Annotated in this window: 18 protein-coding genes; 12 read left to right on the top strand and 6 right to left on the bottom strand. The window is 41.2% G+C overall.

Annotation, left to right across the window (positions count from 1 at the left end; genetic code table 11):
- Positions 1–28: 28 nt before the first annotated feature.
- Both L0Z67_RS11440 and L0Z67_RS11435 read left to right on the top strand, forming a co-directional pair.
- Positions 29–427 (top strand): GNAT family N-acetyltransferase, encoded by a 399-nt coding sequence (locus L0Z67_RS11440; RefSeq protein ID WP_237127068.1) that lies wholly within the window; start codon positions 29–31, stop codon positions 425–427.
- On the top strand, positions 424–765 hold the full coding sequence (locus L0Z67_RS11435; protein WP_062569854.1) for a cupin domain-containing protein: 342 nt from the start codon (positions 424–426) through the stop codon (positions 763–765). Before L0Z67_RS11440 ends, L0Z67_RS11435 begins: the two co-directional genes overlap by 4 nt.
- A 96-nt stretch (positions 766–861) precedes the next feature.
- Here the strand turns inward: L0Z67_RS11435 and L0Z67_RS11430 are convergent, their stop codons facing one another.
- Genes L0Z67_RS11430 through pspF form a run of 6 tightly spaced genes read right to left on the bottom strand, consistent with a single transcriptional unit; the run spans position 862 to position 7,228 of the window.
- Positions 862–1,623, bottom strand: coding sequence for an ATP-binding cassette domain-containing protein (locus L0Z67_RS11430; RefSeq protein ID WP_405128048.1), 762 nt, complete (start codon positions 1,621–1,623; stop codon positions 862–864).
- Positions 1,623–2,615, bottom strand: a complete 993-nt coding sequence (locus L0Z67_RS11425; protein ID WP_193987566.1) for an oligopeptide/dipeptide ABC transporter ATP-binding protein — start codon at positions 2,613–2,615, stop codon at positions 1,623–1,625. The genes L0Z67_RS11430 and L0Z67_RS11425 overlap by 1 nt, the downstream gene beginning before the upstream one ends.
- A 2-nt stretch (positions 2,616–2,617) precedes the next feature.
- Positions 2,618–3,511, bottom strand: coding sequence for an ABC transporter permease subunit (locus tag L0Z67_RS11420; RefSeq protein ID WP_062569857.1), 894 nt, complete (start codon positions 3,509–3,511; stop codon positions 2,618–2,620).
- Positions 3,498–4,532 (bottom strand): ABC transporter permease subunit, encoded by a 1,035-nt coding sequence (locus L0Z67_RS11415; protein ID WP_193987564.1) that lies wholly within the window; start codon positions 4,530–4,532, stop codon positions 3,498–3,500. The genes L0Z67_RS11420 and L0Z67_RS11415 overlap by 14 nt, the downstream gene beginning before the upstream one ends.
- Positions 4,532–6,139 (bottom strand): ABC transporter substrate-binding protein, encoded by a 1,608-nt coding sequence (locus L0Z67_RS11410; protein WP_193987563.1) that lies wholly within the window; start codon positions 6,137–6,139, stop codon positions 4,532–4,534. The genes L0Z67_RS11415 and L0Z67_RS11410 overlap by 1 nt, the downstream gene beginning before the upstream one ends.
- 15 nt (positions 6,140–6,154) lie before the next feature.
- Entirely contained in the window at positions 6,155–7,228 is a 1,074-nt protein-coding gene (gene pspF / locus L0Z67_RS11405) for a phage shock protein operon transcriptional activator (protein ID WP_405128047.1), read from the bottom strand.
- Between the two features lie 188 nt (positions 7,229–7,416).
- On the opposite strand from pspF, the gene pspA reads away from it, so the two are divergent.
- The 10 genes from pspA (at position 7,417) to L0Z67_RS11355 (ending at position 16,744) form a co-directional block, all read left to right on the top strand.
- Positions 7,417–8,079 (top strand): phage shock protein PspA, encoded by a 663-nt coding sequence (gene pspA, locus L0Z67_RS11400; RefSeq protein ID WP_405128046.1) that lies wholly within the window; start codon positions 7,417–7,419, stop codon positions 8,077–8,079.
- A 58-nt stretch (positions 8,080–8,137) separates the two neighbouring features.
- The gene (pspB, locus tag L0Z67_RS11395) at positions 8,138–8,371 is read left to right on the top strand and encodes an envelope stress response membrane protein PspB (RefSeq protein ID WP_036969793.1); all 234 of its coding nucleotides are present in this window, start codon (positions 8,138–8,140) and stop codon (positions 8,369–8,371) included.
- The gene (pspC, locus tag L0Z67_RS11390) at positions 8,368–8,769 is read left to right on the top strand and encodes an envelope stress response membrane protein PspC (RefSeq protein ID WP_062569862.1); all 402 of its coding nucleotides are present in this window, start codon (positions 8,368–8,370) and stop codon (positions 8,767–8,769) included. The genes pspB and pspC overlap by 4 nt, the downstream gene beginning before the upstream one ends.
- 62 nt (positions 8,770–8,831) lie before the next feature.
- Complete coding sequence (locus tag L0Z67_RS11385) at positions 8,832–10,244, top strand: YcjX family protein (RefSeq protein WP_193987562.1); 1,413 nt, start codon at positions 8,832–8,834, stop codon at positions 10,242–10,244.
- Complete coding sequence (locus tag L0Z67_RS11380; RefSeq protein ID WP_062569864.1) at positions 10,241–11,275, top strand: YcjF family protein; 1,035 nt, start codon at positions 10,241–10,243, stop codon at positions 11,273–11,275. Before L0Z67_RS11385 ends, L0Z67_RS11380 begins: the two co-directional genes overlap by 4 nt.
- 134 nt (positions 11,276–11,409) lie before the next feature.
- Complete coding sequence (megL, locus tag L0Z67_RS11375) at positions 11,410–12,591, top strand: methionine gamma-lyase (protein ID WP_405128045.1); 1,182 nt, start codon at positions 11,410–11,412, stop codon at positions 12,589–12,591.
- 189 nt (positions 12,592–12,780) lie between these two features.
- Positions 12,781–13,614 carry a phenylalanine 4-monooxygenase gene (gene phhA / locus L0Z67_RS11370; RefSeq protein ID WP_228074484.1) on the top strand — a complete coding sequence of 278 codons (834 nt, stop codon included), beginning with the start codon at positions 12,781–12,783 and terminating at the stop codon, positions 13,612–13,614.
- 9 nt (positions 13,615–13,623) lie between these two features.
- Positions 13,624–13,968 carry a 4a-hydroxytetrahydrobiopterin dehydratase gene (locus L0Z67_RS11365; RefSeq protein ID WP_036969771.1) on the top strand — a complete coding sequence of 115 codons (345 nt, stop codon included), beginning with the start codon at positions 13,624–13,626 and terminating at the stop codon, positions 13,966–13,968.
- 99 nt (positions 13,969–14,067) lie between these two features.
- The gene (locus L0Z67_RS11360) at positions 14,068–14,634 is read left to right on the top strand and encodes a hypothetical protein (protein ID WP_062569867.1); all 567 of its coding nucleotides are present in this window, start codon (positions 14,068–14,070) and stop codon (positions 14,632–14,634) included.
- A gap of 154 nt (positions 14,635–14,788) precedes the next feature.
- Positions 14,789–16,744: a methyl-accepting chemotaxis protein gene (locus L0Z67_RS11355; protein WP_237127063.1), complete on the top strand. Its 1,956-nt coding sequence runs from the start codon at positions 14,789–14,791 to the stop codon at positions 16,742–16,744.
- Positions 16,745–16,791 lie beyond the last annotated feature (47 nt).

Genomic DNA, 16,791 nt, shown 5'->3' with positions numbered 1-16,791 from the left:
TTTTTGTTACCACAGAGAAGGAGTAATTATGCAATATAGTTTTATTGAGCAACTGCCGAGTGCCGAAGAATACTGTGAAATGCGCCGCAAAGCGGGTTTGTCGGCTCGTTCACTCGCGGCGGCTAGAGCAGGTTTACCAAATTCTCTTTATGCTATTTGTATCCGCAAAGACGAAGAGCTGATTGGTATGGGGCGTGTAATTGGCGATGGTGGTTGTAATTTTGAAGTGGTTGATATTGCTGTGGCACCTGACTACCAGGGGCAAGGCTTAGGCAGAGTGATTATGAAACATGTTGACCGTTACATTGAATCGGCAGCCTTTGAGGGCAGCTATGTCACAATGGTGGCTGATAAACCAGGTTTTTACGAAAAGCTTGGCTACAAGTTTGTCGCGCCACAAAGCCAAGGGATGTATAAAAAGTTTTGAGTATCGTAGACAAACATAGCGCAGAGCATTACACATGGGGTAACAATTGCGACGGTTGGCATTTGGTAAAGTCTAATGCACTGAGTGTAATTCAAGAACATGTTCCTGTGGGTGGAGCTGAAGTAAAGCACTACCACAAGCATGCAGAGCAATTTTTCTTCGTGCTTAGTGGTTGTGCCACTATCGAGCTTGATGGGCAAATACACCAACTGACTGCGCAACAAGGTTTGCATGTAACTGCTGGCCGAGTTCATCAGCTAACTAATCAAGGTACTGAACCATTACATTTTATCGTTACATCAACACCACCAAGCCATGGTGACAGAATTGATGTGTAAAAGCCGAGGGGAAAGAGTAAGGTTAATTGAGTGATCAAATCACCCTCATAGGAGGCGTTTTAACGCCGAACCAAACTGATAGCTGACAGCTCACTATCAGCAATTCAACAGCTTCTGTGTTACTTTTGATTGTGGATCTTGGAAGATTGACTCAGTTTGCCCGTACTCAACAATTTCACCATGATCGAGTACCACGAGTTGGTCGCTAATATGGCGGACTAAACTTAAATGATGCGTAATCAGTACATAGCTCAAGCCCGTATCTTTTTGTAAACGTAGTAATAAGTTTACCGTTTGTGCGCGTACAGATGGATCTAGAGACGACAAAGCCTCATCGAGAACTACAACCTTAGGGTCTAGAATTAAAGCGCGTGCAAGCGCTATGCGTTGCAACTGGCCACTACTAAACATGTGTGGGTAATAATGCTGATGATCTAATAGCAAACCCACTTTTGCGAGAGTCTGCTTTATTTTTTCTTCACGTTCATCTTTGTTTAAATCAGTGTTGTACTGTAAGCAGTCATTGAGCATATCGCCAATAGTCAAACCAGGATTGAGTGAAGCTTCAGAGTCTTGGAATATCAATCTTATATGACGACAGTCGTTATCACGTAAGCCATCATTTTCAATAATATTACCGTCCAGTAAAATTTGCCCTTTGTCGGCATTGTCGGCTCCAGCAAGTAGCTTAGCAAGGGTGCTTTTGCCTGAACCTGTTTCACCAATAATCGCAATGGTTTCGCCTTGACTTAAGCAGAACGAAATATTTTTTAGTACTGAAAAGCGTTTACGTGAGAATAACCCTGCACGTAAATTAAAACTCTTTGATAACGCTTGAACTTTTAACAGAGGTTGCATTATTTCATCGCCTTAATGAGGGGGAAATGGCAAGCATAACTGTGGCTATGATGTTTAGTCAGCTTAGGTGTTACAACACATGCTTTTTGTGCTTGTGGACAACGAGGCCCCAAACGGCAACCTATAGGTAAGTGCTGCAAGGTCGGAATAGTGCCTTTTAATGCATAAAACGGCTCTTTGTGGGCAAGGCCTTGCTCATAATCAGGTAAGCTCTTCAAAAGTGCTTGAGTATACGGGTGGTGAGGCTGACTAAAAATACGATTAGTCGGGCCTGCTTCAACCATCTGTCCGCAATATAGAACGTGCATACCATGCGACCACTCGAAGATCTCTTCCAGTTCATGAGAGATCATTAGTATCGACATGTTTTTTAGCTGGTTTAAGCTCTTTAGTAACCTGAATACCTGTGCACGGGTGGTGCTTTCAAGTGCAGTTGTCGGCTCATCAGCGATAAGTAATTTAGGAGTACGGGCAATGGCCATCGCTATCATCACTTTTTGGCAGATCCCCTCAGAAAGTTCATGAGGGTAGCTGTCGAGCACCTTTTTATGATCTTTGATACCCACTTTGTGGATCAATGCTTTTACTCTGTCTCTACGTTGTCTATTACGCTTTAAAAAAAAGCCACTGGTCGCTTGTGCGGGCAGGGTTTCAGCTATTTGATCAAATATTTTGGCTGTAGGGTCAAGACAGCGGCTGGGGTCTTGGTAGATCATCGCAATATCTTGACCGACTAGCTTCCTGCGTTGTTCTGTCGACAAGCGCATTAAATCAACGCCGCGCCAATGCATTCTATCTGCTGTGATATGCCAGCGCTTATTTAAAACTCCAACAATCGCTTTTGCAATTAAGCTTTTTCCTGAGCCAGATTCACCGACAAGAGCATGAACCTCGCCTTCTTTTAATGTTAAGCTGACCTTATCAACTGCACGAATTACTGTGTCAGAAGTGCGTAACTCTATCGTGAGATTGCGAATATCGAGTAATTGCATAGTTATTCAGCCTTACGTTCTTTAAGCACTTGGCGCAGACCATCACCTACTAAATTGGTAGACAGGACCGCTAGAAATAATAATACGCCTGGCAGGCCAACAGTCCAAGGGGCAAGATAAATTAAACCTAGGTTTTCAGCTAAAATTGCTCCCCATTCTGTAGTCGGAGGTTGTGCACCTAGCTTTAAAAAACCTAGCGCTGAAATATCGAGTATTGCTGTCGACAAAGCCATGGTAAAAATAACCACGATATGTTCGTAAATATTTGGAAAAATACCACGTGCTAAAATATGCCAATTAGATGCGCCGTCGAGTTTAAAAGCGGTAATGTAGTCTTTGCTTAGCTCTTCAACAATTAAATTCCTTACTGAATGAATAAATTGTGGTAATAAGGCTAAGATAATCGCCCAAACTGTATTCATTAAACCAGGGCCAAGAATTGCGATGATAATTATCGCCAGTAACAGTGATGGGATAGATAACGTGATATCGAGTAAGTGATTCAAAAAGCTTGAGCGAATACCATGACTAATACCAGCAAATGTACCGACTAATACACCTATAACAGTGGTAATTAGTGCAGCAACAACAGATAGGCCAAAGGTATAAGTTGCCCCGTTCATTAAACGTGACAATACATCTCGGCCTAAATCGTCAGTACCTAACAAAAACCTAACATCGCCAGCATCATGCCAAGAAGGAGGTAGTAATAAAGCATCGCTATGCTGCTGATTCACGCCGTAAGGCGCAAGGAGTGGAGCGGATGCAGCAAGTAATGCAAGTGCTATAAACAGCCACAAACCAACTAGTGCAGGGTGATTTGTTTTAAACTTTCGCCAAAACCGCGCTAGTGGCGATTTATTCGACTCTTCAGAGAATAAATTAAACTTTGCCATGTGCTTGGTTCCGCGATAATGGATCGAATAACGTATATGTTAGTTCGGCGACTATGGTAGCCAAAATAACAAACATAGACACAGCGAGTAAGCCACCTTGAATAGCTGGGTAGTCACGTTGATAAATACTGTCGATTAGCCAGCGACCAATACCTGGCCAAGAGAAAATAACTTCCGTTATCATTGCCAGCGTTATCAAGGTACTAAACTGTAGACCAATTTGCTTGATTACAGGCAGTAATGCATTACGTAGTGCATGGTGAATAATTAATTGCGCACGGTTTAAGCCTTTTGCACGGGCTGTTTTAATATAGCTTTGATCGAGCACTTTGAGCATTGAATCACGGGTAAAGCGAACCAATACTGTTGTTGGATACATGGCTAACACGATGGTTGGTAAGGTCAAGTGATGCAGCGCATCTAAAAATGCCATGCCATGATAAGGGAAATCATCGGCAATAATGTCAATGAGGATAAAGCCCGTAACGGGCTCTACTTCGTAGAGTAACCCCATTCGGCCTGACATTGGAAACCAGCCTAATTGTAGTGAAAACACCATAATTAGTAATAGAGCTAGCCAAAATACAGGCATTGAATAGCCAACTAAGGTTCCTGAGTTAATTAATTTATCGGGCCAACGTTTATAATAAGCCGCCGCTAATATTCCGCCAGGTACACCCACTAACACAGACACAATAAGTGCGTAGGTGCTTAGTTCAAGAGTAGCAGGAAACAAATCTATAATATGCGCAAAGACACTTTCTCCCGATGCAAAAGAGATGCCCCAGTCACCCTGCATAATCCGTTCTAAAAATGCAAAATATTGTATTACATAATTTTCGCTAAAATGAAACTTCGCTTCAAGTGCATTTGTTTGAGAAAAAGTACTATTAGTAACGCCACTCAAGTTGGTCAGTGCATCACCTGGGAATAAAAAGCTTAACGAAAAAGTGAAGACACTCAATGTTAACATCATGAATAATAATAGCGCTAAACGGCGAAGAATATAGTCCAGAATCATTACTCTTTCCTCGCGTTAGCCAGTGAGATGCCTCCAAAGGGGCTTAGGCTAATACCTTTAACGTCACTACTTGCCGCTTGAAAGCGCATTCCATGTGCAATCGGCAATATCGGCATTTCTTGAACAATTATTCGCTGTGCTTGGTTATAAAACTGTTTTCGTTTTTCTAAGTCAGTGGTATCAAGAGCCTGAGTAAGTAGTAAATCGAATTCAGGATTACACCAGTTAGCGGGGTTTTTACCACTAAAAGTAGCAGTACAACTTAGTAACGGGCTCATAAAGTTATCAGGGTCAGGCGTATCGGCTGCCCATCCCAGTAGTACACTGTCGTGACGATGCTCACCAATGCGTTGTAAAAAAGTGTTCCACTCGTATTCTACAATGCTGACATTAACGCCAATTTTACGTAAATCACTTTGCATTAATTCAGCCATTTTACGTGCATTTGGGTTGTAAATTCGGCTTACTGGCATGGCCCAAATATTCATATCAAAGCCATCTTTATAGCCCGCTTCGGCAAGTAAAGTTTTAGCAAGCTCAGGGTTAAACTCGGGCATCGCTTTTTGTGCTTCAAAGGCCCACGATGCTGGAGGCAATAATGATTGTGCTTTTATGCCGTTACCGTAATACACAGCTTGCATAATTTTGTCGACATCAATGGCGCTTGCGAGGGCTTGTCGAACACGCACATCATCAAACGGCGGACGTTCCGTATTGAAGGCCCAGTAACCAATGTTGAGGTTTTGCTCTTTTTGAACTTTGATATCTTCACGTTGTGACAAAATACTGAGTTGTGCACTACTTGGGTGCGCAGTCACATCGCATTCTTTAGTGAGCATTTTCGCAACCCTTGTTGTCCCATTTGGTGTAATGTCATACACCAATTGTTCAAGCACAACGGGATGTTTCCAATAATCAGGGTTACGATAGTAACGAATTAAGCGGTCACGACGGTATTCTTTATATACATAGGGACCTGTACCAACAGGGTATTGATCAAACAGGTTCTCTTGTTTGCGATCTTTGAGCTGCATAGCATATTCTTTCGATAGCACAACAGCAAAATCCGTGGCCAAATTTGCTAAAAAGCTACTTTCAGCGTTGTATAATTCAAACCGAACTTGGTAATCAGAAACGCGTACAATACGGCGAATTAATTGATCAATTCCGACACTTTGAAAATATGGGTAGTTAGCATCACCAACAAAATGGTAAGGATTGTAAACATCGAATAGGCGACTGAAGGTAAAAATAACATCATCAGCATTAAAGTCTCGGGTCGGTGTAAAGTACCGAGTAGTATGAAATTTTACCCCTTTACGGAGCATAAATGTGATGGCTTTACCATCAGGACTTATTTTCCAATCAGTGGCAAGCTCGGCCTGAAACTCAGCAGAGACAGGGTCGATGCTGAGCAAGCGGTCGTATAGCTGATTAGCAATAATATCGATAGTCGAACCAGTGGTTGTCACTTGCGGATTAAACGACACGGGGTTAGCTTCAGCGCAATACACTAAGCCTTGGTTTTTTTGTTCTGTGGTTTTTTCTTCGCTATCTAGGCAGCCTACTAAGCACACCAAAGACAAAGCAAGTAACGGTTTAAACACCTGATTAGCCTCTAACTATTGCTGCTGATCTAATAAATTGTATTTTTTCAAATAGCCACGTAATTGATGATACGTCAATTCTAAGTGTTCTGCAGTTTTCTTTTGATTAAATTGACTATATTCCAGTGCCTTTTTTATCACATCAATTTCAAAGTCATTTGATAGCTGTTTTAAATTACAAGGAAATTGAATGTCGGGCTTATTGAGTGTCACAGCATCTTGATTTTGTAATGTGGCAATAGGCGCTGCTTCAACGTTTGTAACGGGGGCACTACTCACTGCTGCTTTGACACGTTGCTTGGGTCTAAATTTACTTGCAAATGGATCTAAAATAATCTGGTGAACGGGAATATGCTCATTGCCATGACGGTATAAGCTTCGTTCAACTACATTTTTTAATTCGCGAATGTTACCTGGCCATTCATAGGATTGCAGCGTTTCGATGGCGCTACGCGTAAAGCCACTGAATAATTCCCACTCGAGGTCGCGGGCCATATTTATTGCAAATTGCTCTGCAAGCAGCATGATATCCTCTTGGCGTTCGCGCAGTGGGGGCAGGGTAATAACATCAAAAGCAAGACGGTCGAGTAAATCGCTTCTGAATTCGCCTTGTTCAGCAAGGGTCGGCAAGTCTTCATTGGTTGCGCAAACTAGGCGAGTATCGACTTTAACAGTTTGCTTACCACCAACGCGTTCAAATTCGCCATATTCAATTACGCGCAGGAGTTTTTCTTGTACCATGGCTGAGGTATTGGCTAATTCATCAAGGAATAATGTGCCGCTATTGGCGCGTTCAAATCGGCCTTCATGACGTTTGCTGGCACCGGTGAATGCGCCGCTTTCATGACCAAACAGTTCACTTTCAAGCAGGTTCTCATTCAGTGCTGCACAATTAAGCTTTATATAGTTTTGTTCCCAACGTTTAGATAAGAAATGTAAACGCGCAGCAATCAGTTCTTTACCTGTACCGCGCTCACCAATAATAAGTACAGGCTTATCAAGACTTGCCAATTGTGAAACTTGATCAAGTACGCTTAAAAAGCTGTCAGATTGGCCGAGTAAATTATCCTGTTGGCGAAATTGGCTCATATTCCCTAACTCTTAGTCATTTTTACTAAGATCTAGTGTATTTCATTATTTGTGAGAACTAAAGGAATTTATAAATTTAGTTTAACTGTTTGAATGTATTGAGTTATTCTACATCTATAAAAGTTGGCAAGCATATTGATACTAGAGATACCAACTGATTAAGTTAAAACACCAAAGAGGTAAATGTTATGGGAATTTTTTCACGTTTTGCAGACATCGTTAATTCTAATATCAATGCCATCTTAGATAAAGCAGAAGATCCAGAAAGAATGGTTCGCCTGATCATCCAAGAGATGGAAGATACATTAGTAGAAGTTCGCTCTACGTCAGCAAAAACACTTGCTGAGAAAAAGGAGCTAGTACGTCGCGTTGAAACTTTGAAAGTTCAAGTTGCAGACTGGCAAGAAAAAGCTGAATTAGCGCTCAGTAAAGACCGTGATGATTTAGCACGTGCAGCACTGATTGAAAAGCAAAAATCAGCAGATGCAGTGGCAGCAGTTGAAACAGAGCTTGAGCATGTAGAGTCTCACATCGAAAAACTACAGCAAGAAGTAAGTACGTTACAAGAGAAGCTAGCAGATGCGAAAGCGCGTCAAAAAGCAATCATCTTACGTCAACGTTCTGCTGAGTCACGTCTTGAAGTGAAAAAAGCACTCGACAGCTCAAAAGTTGAAGATGCTTTAAACCGCTTTGAGCGTTACGAAAACAAGATCGATGGTCTAGAATCACAAATAGAGTCTTATGATCTTGGTAAAAAATCATTATCAGACGAAATTGCTGGCCTTCAGCAAGACGAAAAGATTGATGATGAGCTAGCTGAGCTTAAGAAAAAATTAGCAGATAAAAAATAATAAAATGGGGGCGTGTCCCCCAATGCTTAAACACATAACGGATTGACAGGAGAGAATTATGTTCGATGCAGAAGTTTTGATGGCACCCATTATTGTATTTATGGTGGTTGTTGCCCCACTTTGGCTTATTTTACATTACCGTAGTAAAAAACAAGTGAGCCAAGGTTTAAGTGAACACGAACATCGCCAGCTGTTAGAGCTTGCACAAAAAGCAGATAAAATGGCCGAGCGTGTTGAAACATTAGAAGCCTTACTTGATCAAGAGGCTCCACAGTGGAGACGTAAAGTATGAGTACTAAACGCGAATTATTCAGAGACGCAGAGCGTGGTAAAATAGCCGGCGTGTGCGCGGGTATCAGCGACTACTTTAACATGGAGCTTTGGCTGGTACGTATTTTAGTTGTGACGGCAGTATTATTATCTGGCGGTCCATTTATTGTGGTTGCTTACATTGCTGCGTGGTTTATTTTAGATAAAAAACCAGCCGAAAAAACAGTTAAAAACGCAGATAGCATTCACCAGGACCCGCTTGAAGTAAAATTTAAGGTATGGCAAAAAGGGGAGCCACCTCGCCGTGCATTACAAGACTTAAAAGATCGTCTTGCTCGAGTTGATGGTCGTTTACAAGAGATGGAACGCTATGTCACATCAACAGAGTTTACGGTTAGCCGTGAAATCAACAAACTTTAAAGGATATAAACGCACCTTGTTTGCATCGTGAAATCAAGTGCAAATGAGGTGCCAGACATTGTATGAGCCAATCATTTGCAAAGAACACCTTCAATTCGTTAAAAAATAAAGCACAAAAAGCGCTTCATCGTAGTTTAGATCAACACGTGAAGTTAGCCGTCACAGGGTTAAGTGGCAGCGGCAAAACTGCATTTATTACCGCCTTGGTTAAACATTTAACCAGCCAAGCTGACGATAAAAACTTACCCTTTTTTGATGTGATGCGCGAAAAGCGCCATATCGCTACAAAAATAGTGCCACAGCAAGCACTGACAATTCCGACATTTGAGTACACGAATGCATTATCGGCGTTGTTACCTGTTGAAGGTGAGCCATCATGGCCTGCATCCACAGAGCGTATAAATACCTTACGTTTGGCAATTAAATACCAAAGTAACTCAGGGCTGCGTGGTCATTTTGCACCGCAATCAACACTTTATTTAGACATTATTGATTACCCCGGTGAGTGGTTACTTGATTTGCCAATGCTGGAGCAATCATTTGCTGATTGGTGTGAGTCACAATACTCTCTCTTGCAGCAAACAGCCCGTAACGAGAAGGCTAAGCCATTTTTAACCGCCCTTGCTGAACTTGATTTATCAGCCAATGTTGATGAAAGCAAGCTGGCTGATATCGCAGCGCTTTATCAAAAGCTATTGGTTGGCCTTAAAAAAGACACCAAACTTGCCATGTTGCAACCTGGTCGCATGCTGATGCCCGGTGAGCTAAAAGGAGCGCCGTTACTGCAGTTTTTCCCAGTTGCGAATGTACCTGACGACATAACCGAAGGGTCAAACTTAGCGCATCTTAAAAAGCGCTATAAAGCCTATATAAAAGAGGTTGTAAAACCTTTTTACGAGCAGCATTTCCGTCATTTTGACCGACAAATTGTGCTGGTGGATGTGCTCAGCGCATTGAATGAAGGCAGCGAAACGCTGCATGAGCAAAGCCGCGTTATTAACCAGTTGCTGGCGCATTTTAATTATGGTGAAGCCAGCTTCTTTAAACGTTTGTTTAAACCAAACATCGATAAGTTACTGTTTGCAGCGAATAAGTCGGACCATATTAGCGCTCAATATCATAAAGATTTAGCACTATTGCTCGATTCAATCGTGCATGACCAAACGAATCATTTGAAGTTCGAAGGCGTGCAAATTGAAACCATGGCTATGTCATCTATCTGCGCTACAGAGCCGCGCCAAGTAGCAGAAAAAGGCCAGCAGTTAGCCTGTATTTATGGCAAGCCTTTAGGCGAGCAAGAATGGCTGACGTATTTACCACCACAGCCACCATCACGCCTTCTCAACAAACAAGAGTGGCCAAAACAGGGATTTGAGTTCTTATCGTTCTCGCCACTTCCATGCCCTGATAAACGGTTAAGGCATATTCGTTTAGATCATGTCATGCAGTACCTGATAGGAGACAAACTAACATGAGCGAGCATACAAAAGAGATGAACTTTCAGGCAGGTCGCCGTATTTCAAGCTCTGCGAGCAATGAAGAGCCTAAAAATGAGCTAACCATTGCGAAAGTAATAGAGAATGCTGAGTTCGTCGAAGATGCCGAAGTATTGCAAGACGACATTGAGTTAGAACCCGTGTATAAAAAGTCGAAATGGCAAACCCTAAAAGGGGTATTTGTTGTTAGCTTTTTAGTTTTAGTGTTACTTGAGTTTGCAATGTCGCTGTTTGTGACGTTTCAGCAATCAATTATTCTTGGTTCGGTGTATTTAACGGCTGTTCTCAGTGGTGTGCTATTAATTGCCCGTGTTATCTGGCGTGAGTACCGCATGCTGAGAAGCCTGAAGCGCAACCAATTACACCGCAGCGAGGCCGACCGCTTACTTAATAGCGAGCAAGTAGGTGAAGCACTGCCGTGGCTTGAAAAGCTTAATAAACATCAAGCGTTAACAGGCTTTGAAAACTTCAAGCAGCAAATTGCGAGTCATCATACCGATAAAGAAATCATGACCTTATACGCCGATAGTTTATTGGTGAGCCAAGATCAGCAAGCAAAAAAACTGATTAACCGTTTTGCGACTGAGTCAGCTTTGTTAGTTGCCCTCAGTCCACTGGCTCTAGTGGATATGATGGCCGTGTTATGGCGTGGAACTAAGCTCATTGAGCAAATTGGCCGTATTTACGGTATTGGTTTTGGTTACGCAAGCCGTATTAAATTGTATCGCTTATTGGTGAAGCAAGTGTTGTTTGTTGGCAGTGCAGAGTTGGTATCTGATCTAGCTGCCACGGCACTAAGTGCTGAATTGCTGGGGAAATTGTCGGGCCGTGCAGCACAAGGGTTAAGTGCAGGTATTTTTACTGCGCGCATAGGCTATAAAGCGATGGAACTAAGCCGTCCGTTACCTCGCTTGGAACATAAACGCAGCTTGCTAAAAGAAACCGCCAATAGTATTGCCCGTAAAATTGCTTCACGCACCAGTGATAAAGAGACCGAAAACACAAAATGACAACTTTTGTGTACAGTTAATAAAAATGGCTGAGTGATATTTAGCCATCTGAGCATCCGGCATGCTTGTGCATTGTGGGTATCTACGTTTTATTTATGAGTATGAAGTACTGATAATAAAAACGAGAACACACAATGACTAAGCATCACTTACATACACAATGTATTCATGGTCCAGAAAAACCAAATGACCCACATGGCGCACTCAGTGCGCCGCTTTACCAAACCTCTACCTTCGCATTTGCTAATGCCGCTCAAGGTGCAGCCCGATTTGCTGGCGAAGAGCAGGGCTTTATTTATACCCGTTTAGGTAATCCGACAACGCAAGATCTTGAGCAAAAAGTAGCTCAGTTAGAAAACTGTGAAGCAGCGGCTGCAACAGCGACAGGTATGGGAGCCGTCTCTGCGTCTGTACTTAGCTTTTTACAACAAGGTGACCATCTAGTGGCATCTAGCGCGCTATACGGTTGTACCTTTGCATTTTTTGCTCACATGTTGCCGCGCTTTGGGATCGAAGTCACTTTTGTTGATATGACTAACGAAGCTGAACTACGTGGCGCGGTTAAAGCAAATTCAAAAATGATTTTTGCAGAAACACCAATCAATCCGACCATGGCAGTGCTTGATTTAAGTTTAATTGCCGACGTTGCCAAGCAGCATCAACTGATAAGCGTTATCGACAATACCTTCTTAACACCTTTGCTACAGCAACCTACTTCGTTTGGCATTGATATTGTGGTGCACAGTGCAACTAAATATCTTAATGGCCACGGTGATGTGGTGGCAGGGCTTGTGTGTGGTACAGAGGAACATATCAACCTGATAAAAATGACGGTATTAAAAGATATTGGTGCAACGATTAGCCCTCATGATGCATGGTTAATTAATCGCGGTTTAAAAACTCTCGCTGTACGAATGGAGCGCCACTGCGCGAGCGCCCAAGTCGTCGCTGAATATTTAGAGCAACACCCGTTAGTGAGCCAAGTATATTACCCAGGGCTTAAATCACACCCGGGTCATAAATTTATTGGCTCACAGATGAAAGCGCCCGGTGGTGTAATTGCCTTTGAAATAAAGGGCAGTCTAGAAGATGGTGAAACATTTATAAATAACACGCAACTTTGCACCCTTGCGGTCAGTTTAGGGGATGCTGAAACCCTCATTCAACACCCTGCATCAATGACCCATTCGCCTTATACACCTGAAGAAAGAGCAGCCGCAGGTATTAGTGATGGCCTAATTCGCTTATCAGTTGGTTTAGAAGATGTTAACGATGTAATTAACGATCTTAAAACTGCATTTACATTCATTGGTTAGTGTGTAATTTAAAGTTTACAGAAATTTAGCTCTAAACCCCTTTGTTTTCTGGTTATGTAAACTTATTGATTTTTTGTTGTATTTTTAAGTTTACATATGGGTTGTTTTTGAAAGTCTCGAAAACAACCCTAGCTATTAAACTTTTGCTTACTTTTAAATAGTATCAACCAACAAGTTAATGAAACTCTGATCGATGCTGATCACGATTTAACGAAGAAGGTTATTATGGCTAAAGCAAGTAATTACACCTCCAAGCAACCTGATGAAAATGGGGTTATCCATTGGAGCGAAGAAGAAAATAAAATATGGTCTGAGCTCGTTGCTCGCCAACTCGCTTGCATCGAAGGTAAAGCCTGTGATGAATATTTAGCAGGTCTCAAGAAAATCAATTTACCAACAGATCGTATTCCACAACTTAGCGAACTCAACGAAGTGCTACTCGAAACTACGGGCTGGCAAGTTGCGCCTGTTCCGGCACTGATTGATTTTGATGAGTTCTTTCGTTTATTAGCAAACAAGCAGTTCCCAGTTGCGACGTTTATTCGTAGTCGTGAAGAGTTTGACTACTTACAAGAGCCAGATATCTTCCATGAGATTTTTGGTCACTGCGCCATGCTAACTAACCCTGCATTTGCTGAGTTTACTCACAAATACGGCCAGTTAGGCTATGCCGCTGAAAAGAAAGATCGTGTTTATTTAGCGCGTCTTTACTGGTTTACTGTTGAGTTTGGTTTGATGCAAACTGAGCAAGGCCTGCGTATCTATGGTGGCGGTATTTTATCGAGCCCTGGCGAAACACAGTATGTATATTCAGATAAGCCAGAAATCAATGCAATGGATGTATTAGATGTGCTTCGTACACCTTATCGTATTGATATAATGCAACCTGTGTACTACACCATAAGCTCAATCAATGACTTATTCGATATTTCACAAATGGATATCATGTCGCTGGTGAGTAAAGCAAAAGAATTAGGGCTACATGAGCCAAAGTTTCCACCTAAAGAAAAATTAGCAAGTTAAGGATTTACAATGTCTTCATTAAGCACACAAAAGTGTGAAGCGTGTCGTGCGGATGCGCCGAAAGTATCTGATGCTGAATTAGCAGAATTGATTAAAATGATCCCTGATTGGGTTCCTGAAGTGCGCGACGGCATTATGCAATTAGAGCGTGTTTACAAGTTTAAAAACTTCAAGCAAGCACTTGAGTTCACAAATAAAGTGGGTGATATGGCCGAAGAGGAAGGTCACCACCCAGGTCTTTTAACCGAGTGGGGTAAAGTAACCGTTACTTGGTGGAGTCATTCAATTAAAGGCTTACACAAAAACGATTTTATTTGTGCTGCTAAAACAGATGACGTATTTGCTGCATTATAAAAAGTATCTCTAAAACTTTTAAAGGCGTAATCGCAAGATTACGCCTTTTTGCTTTTGCAAAGGGGAAAAAGTAACATGATGAGAGTTTTAAGGAATACGATGAAAAATAAAAATTTATTAATTTCTACTCTGTTTATTTTTTTACCGCTTATCGATAGTTTGTTTGTTCCTCAAGTGTTTGGTATTCAATGGCATAGCCCCAAAATGATGTATCAGATAGGGGTTTATCTGATGTTTATAAAATTACTTATGGTGATAGTGGGTATTTTTATCCTTCTTAAACATGAAAGATTACTCTATCAAGATACAAAACCTATTCGTTTGATTCGGCTGTTATCTTTTATCTTCGCAGGGTTGCAAGTGGTGATAATGGCATCTGTTTGTTTTTGGTATTTAGTGGCAGGCACTCAGGCAAAGCATTTTAAGCAGCAACAACATATTAATGTTTTTACCGCAGATTATGGTGTTTTTGCTGATGTTTACCATCACTTTACTTATCTTTGTTATGACAAACAGGGTTTTTATCATCAAGAACCAATAGCTTCTTTACAATGGCTAGGGGAATTTAGTTTTACTGTGAATCAAGATGAATTAATTATTCATCATGAAGATAGCTTGGGTGAGCACAGCAAACATATTTCACTGCAAGGTTTTAATTGCTCTTAATACAATTAACACCTTTGCTCTTATCAGATATTTCGTAAATTAATCTTTTTTCGTATTAAACATTTCATTTACATACATTGTTTCTATACTTTGTTTAAGCATCCTATCAAGGACTCTTAATGCAGTGGACGCAACGTTAAACAGAGAGAACGTTATGTTTACTAAGTTAAAGTTAAATACCCAGCTGTACCTAGCCTTTGGTGCAATGGTCCTTCTTCTTGGTGTTGTTAGTGTTGTTGCACTTATCGCACTTAATTCTGGATACGAAAATTTTGTAGATTATCGTGCAAATGCACGTGATAGTAATATTTCAGGTCGAATCCAATCAAATGTTTTAAGTCTTCGCTTAAGTGCTCTTAAGTACTTAAAGGATCAGAACCAAGCGAGTATTAATGAATTTACTAATCGCTATCAATTACTAAATGATCTCATCCAATCTGGAAAGCGGCAGTTTAATGATGCAAACAAAGTTAAAGCGATCACAACCATAGAGCAAGAGGCGTTAACTTATAAATCAGCCTTTGAAAAAATTGTTAACCTCATTAATAAGCGAAATGAAATTGTATCCAACATGCTTGATGCCAATGGTAAATATATGCGAGAGGGGATCAGTGAAATAATTCAATTAAGTATGCAAAAAAATGATGTTTCAGCTTTGTTTTACAGCTCACAAGTACAAGAGTCACTCTTATTAGGTCGTTTATATGCCGCTAAGTTTCTTGTCAATAACACGCAAGAAGAACTTAATAGGGCGAAACAAGAGTTTACAGTTTTATTGGACAAACTAGAGAGTTTGGCAAAAACAGTGAATGGCAATAAAGAGCAAACGTTACTCGCAGATATAAAACTCAGAAACAATGAATACATTGAAGGCTTAGTGCTCGTTAACGAAGCAATTAGCGAACGTAATAAAGTGATATCAGGTACCTTAGATAAAATAGGCCCTGCAATTGCCGAGCAAATAGAGCAAATAAAATTAGCAAGTCAAAATCGTCAAGATGAAATCGGTCCGATGCTACAAGCTAGCAGCAAAAATGCGATTAATACGATTTTAGTGTTTTCGCTAATTATTATTGCTGTAGGGATTTTCTTAAGTATTTTTATATCTCGGCTCATAAAAGCACCTATTGGTGGCGAGCCAAGCGAAATAGCTCGTATTGTTCAATCAATAGCACAAGGAGATTTAACCTATCGTTTTAGTCAGCAGGGTAATGAAACGGGTATCTATTTAGCGATGCGGGACATGGTGGCTAAACTTAATGAAATGGTCACTCAAATCAGTGACTCAACGACTCAAGTTTCGCAAACTTCGCAGGAGTTAACTACCATCACAACAAATTCTAAGACAGGTGCTGAACACCAATCAGACCAACTGACGCAAACAGCCACAGCAATGCATGAAATGTCTGCAACAATCAATGAAATAACCCAAAGTGCGCAATTAGCGGCAGAGGCAGCTACAAAAGCAGATAACGAGGTTTTAACAGGCACACAAGTGGTCTCGCAAACGCATGCTGCGATGGGAGAACTTGTAGAAACCATGCTTCATGTTAGTAAAACTATTGCTAATTTAGAGGCTGAGACAGAGTCTGTTGGCTCAATACTGGATGTGATCAGAGGGATAGCGGATCAAACTAATCTACTTGCTTTGAATGCAGCAATTGAAGCTGCAAGAGCAGGAGAGCAAGGGCGCGGGTTCGCAGTTGTTGCTGATGAGGTTAGATCATTAGCTAGTCGTACTCAACAGAGCACCGAAGAAATACAAGTAATGATTTCAAACTTACAAAATGAAGCGAAGAAATCAGTAGACTCAATGAAAGAAAATATGGTCAGTGTTGAGCAAACAGCAGAAAAAACAGAGCAAACAGGCAGCGTGCTTGAACAAATATCGCAATCAGTAGGGACCATTAAAGATATGAATGTACAAATAGCGAGTGCTTCTGAAGAGCAAAATGTTGTCAGTCAGCAAATTAGTGAAAGTGTACAGCATGTGAATGAGAAAGCTCATGAAACAATGGATGGAGCAGAGCAAGCTGCTGCTATTGCTGATGGACTGGCGCAAACAGCGCTGGAACTTGATCAGATTGTGAAGCAATTTAAAGTTGCTTAAAAGCACTTATTCAAGCCAGCTATTGCTGGCTTGAATAATGCTACATC

This window comes from Pseudoalteromonas sp. PB2-1 (assembly GCF_045040605.1).
In the GTDB taxonomy this organism is placed as follows: domain Bacteria; phylum Pseudomonadota; class Gammaproteobacteria; order Enterobacterales; family Alteromonadaceae; genus Pseudoalteromonas; species Pseudoalteromonas arabiensis.
This window is presented reverse-complemented; position numbering and strand designations above follow the sequence as displayed.